Source organism: Thermoflexus sp., from assembly GCF_025055495.1.
Classification (GTDB): Bacteria; Chloroflexota; Anaerolineae; order Thermoflexales; family Thermoflexaceae; genus Thermoflexus.
The window spans coordinates 1-2,541 of the sequence record NZ_JANWXB010000146.1 but is presented as its reverse complement, the minus strand read 5'-3'; the positions used below and the strand labels follow the sequence as shown (position 1 = coordinate 2,541).

Genomic DNA, 2,541 nt, shown 5'->3' with positions numbered 1-2,541 from the left:
CACCATGGGGGCCAGGCCCAAGCTGGGCTCATCCAGCATCATCACCCGGGGACGGACCATCAGGCCTCGTGCGATGGCCACCATCTGTTGCTCGCCACCGGATAAAGTGCCGGCCCTGCGATTCAGATGTCGACGAATTTCCGGGAAAAGCTCCAGGACCTCCTCCATCCGCCGGGATATCTGACGCTGGTCCCGCTCGATATAGCCGCCCATCATCAGGTTCTCGCGGACAGTCATCGCTGGAAAAAGGCTGCGATCTTGAGGCACCAGGCAAATACCGTGGGCCAGGATTTGATGCGGTCGCAACCCGGAGATCACTTTCCCCTCCAAAAGCACTCGTCCCGAGCGGGGCCGGAGCAGGCCAGCGATCACACGAAGCAAAGTCGATTTGCCCGCCCCGTTCGGGCCGATTACACAATGAACGAATCCGGCCTCGAAACGGACGGAGACCCGGCTCAGGATATCCGGTCCCATCCCATACCCGGCGGTGACTTCCTCAATTTCCAGAACTGGCATCAGGCTGCCCCCAGATAAGCATCGAGCACGCGGGGATCCTGCTGGATGGTCTCGGGTGTTCCCTGGCAGATCACCTCTCCATGAGCCATGACCACGACCTGATGGCTAAGGTTCATCACCACGTCCATGTTGTGTTCGATGATCAGAAAAGTCATGCCTGAACGATTCAACTGCAAGATGCGCTCCAGGATCTCCTCCAGCAGCGCGGGGTTGACCCCAGCGGCCGGCTCATCCAGCATGATCATTTGGGGATTCGCCATCAGCGCCCCTGCCAACTCCATCAATTTCCTCTGTCCATAAGAGAGCTTGCCCGCTTTCTCGTGGGCCAGGGCGGCCAGCCCTACGAACTCCAGCAGGGCCATGGCCTGCTCTGCCTCATGCTGGAGGATGCTACTCCGGATGAGCCCAGCCAGCCCATCCCGAATGGCGTGCACGACCACATTCTCCAGAACGGTCAGTTCCGCCAGCTCCCGGGTGATCTGAAACGTTCGCGCGATGCCCAGCCGGGCGATGCGGTGGGGGGGCATGGCGGTGATATCCCGACCCTGGAAGTAGATCCGACCAGAGGTAGGCCGAAGCAGCCCGGTGATCAGATTGAACACCGTGGTCTTCCCTGCCCCATTCGGGCCGATCAGAGCCGTGATGCTCCCCTGCTCGACTGTGAAGGAGCAGCGGTTCACAGCCCGAAGGCCTCCGAAATCCTTGGTCAGATCGCGAACTTCCAGCAGCGCCATGCCCTCCCCCCGGAGCGTCTGATCCGAAGCTGTTTACCTCAACTCACCATTGAGGTCGCGGCCATACCAGATCCACCACTCCCTGAAATTCCCCAATGGGATAGACGAACTTCAACTCGCCGTTCTGCCACTGGGTGACCAGATAATCGCGCCCGATGGGAAGGCCCCTCTCATCCCAGTAGAAATCTCCCATGATGGTCTTCACCGGGTTGTCCTTCGTGCGCGAGGCCAGCCAATCCCGGATCGCCTTGTTATCCGTCGATCCGACCGCCCGGACGGCCTGCTCCAGGCCCTGACAGACCGCAAAGGGGATGGCTTCATCCTCGTCTGGCTCCCGGCCATACTTCGCCTTGAAGGCCTGGATGAAATCCTGATTGCTGAAAGGCTCGCCGGCCAACAGGCCAACGTAGGGAACCAGCGGATGCCAGGAGGCATGGATGATGATGCCATTGACAGCATCTCCCAACGCCTCCTTGAACTCAATCTGAGTCCCTTGGGCGCTATAGATCATCTTAGGATTGGCGCCCACCGTCTTCAAGGCGCGGACCAGCTGGATGGTATCATCGGGAGAGGCCCCGGCGATCATGACCAGATCCGGGTTGCTGGCTTTAATGGCATTGGCCAGCGTCAGCCAGTCTGTGAAACCCTCTGGCCATTTCTGGGTGAACACCACCTGGATCCCTGCCTGGGCCAGGAAGCCGGGCGCCAGGTCGATCACCTTGTCGGTCCCCGGGATTTGCACCTTCCCGCCCAGCAAGCCGTTGGCGATCGCATTGCCAAAGAACTCATCCGCATGGACCACCGCAGCGGTCTTCGGAAAGTCCTCAGCCGGGATAATGCCCTTATCCCGATATGCTATAAGGGCCCGCAGTGGCGCATTGCCGATGTATTCCACCGCGTTCTGCTGGAAATAGAAAATATGCTTGAAGCCCCGCTCCCAGATCCGCAGTGCGCCGCCTGAGGGGATGGGATAAACATAGCCGGCCTTCTCCGCCACTGCTGAGGCCGCAAAGTTCAGACGGCTGGCGAAGGTGCCTAGCAGGAGATCCACTTTGTCCACATTGATGAAGCGCTCATACTGAGAAACGGTCACCTCGTTATCTGAGCGATTGTCCTGCACGATCAATTCCACGGGCCGCCCGAGCAGGCCGCCCTTCTGGTTGATCAGATCCACACAGAGCTGATATCCATCCCGGTGTTTGGTGCCTGCGATGGCGAGATCGCCGGTCAGGGGAACCGAAAGTCCGATGCGGATTGGGCGAGGCGGTGTGGTTGGCGTCGCCGGAGGAGC

General features: G+C 60.0%; 3 protein-coding genes. All 3 read right to left on the bottom strand.

The genetic code is table 11. From position 1 onward, the window contains the following. On the bottom strand, positions 1-516 hold a 516-nt coding region (locus NZM16_RS05055), incomplete at its 3' end, for an ABC transporter ATP-binding protein (protein WP_295479060.1). After that, complete coding sequence (locus NZM16_RS05050) at positions 516-1,250, bottom strand: ABC transporter ATP-binding protein (RefSeq protein ID WP_295479056.1); 735 nt, start codon at positions 1,248-1,250, stop codon at positions 516-518. The genes NZM16_RS05055 and NZM16_RS05050, both read right to left, overlap by 1 nt. Positions 1,251-1,293: 43 nt before the next feature. Continuing rightward, the coding region (locus tag NZM16_RS05045; protein ID WP_295479054.1) for an amino acid ABC transporter substrate-binding protein at positions 1,294-2,541 on the bottom strand (1,248 nt) is incomplete at its 5' end.

Bases quoted from the DNA above. Each gene is read 5' to 3' on its own strand.
- NZM16_RS05050 (WP_295479056.1), bottom strand. From the start codon at position 1,250: ATGGCGCTGCTGGAAGTTCGCGATCTGACCAAGGATTTCGGAGGCCTT.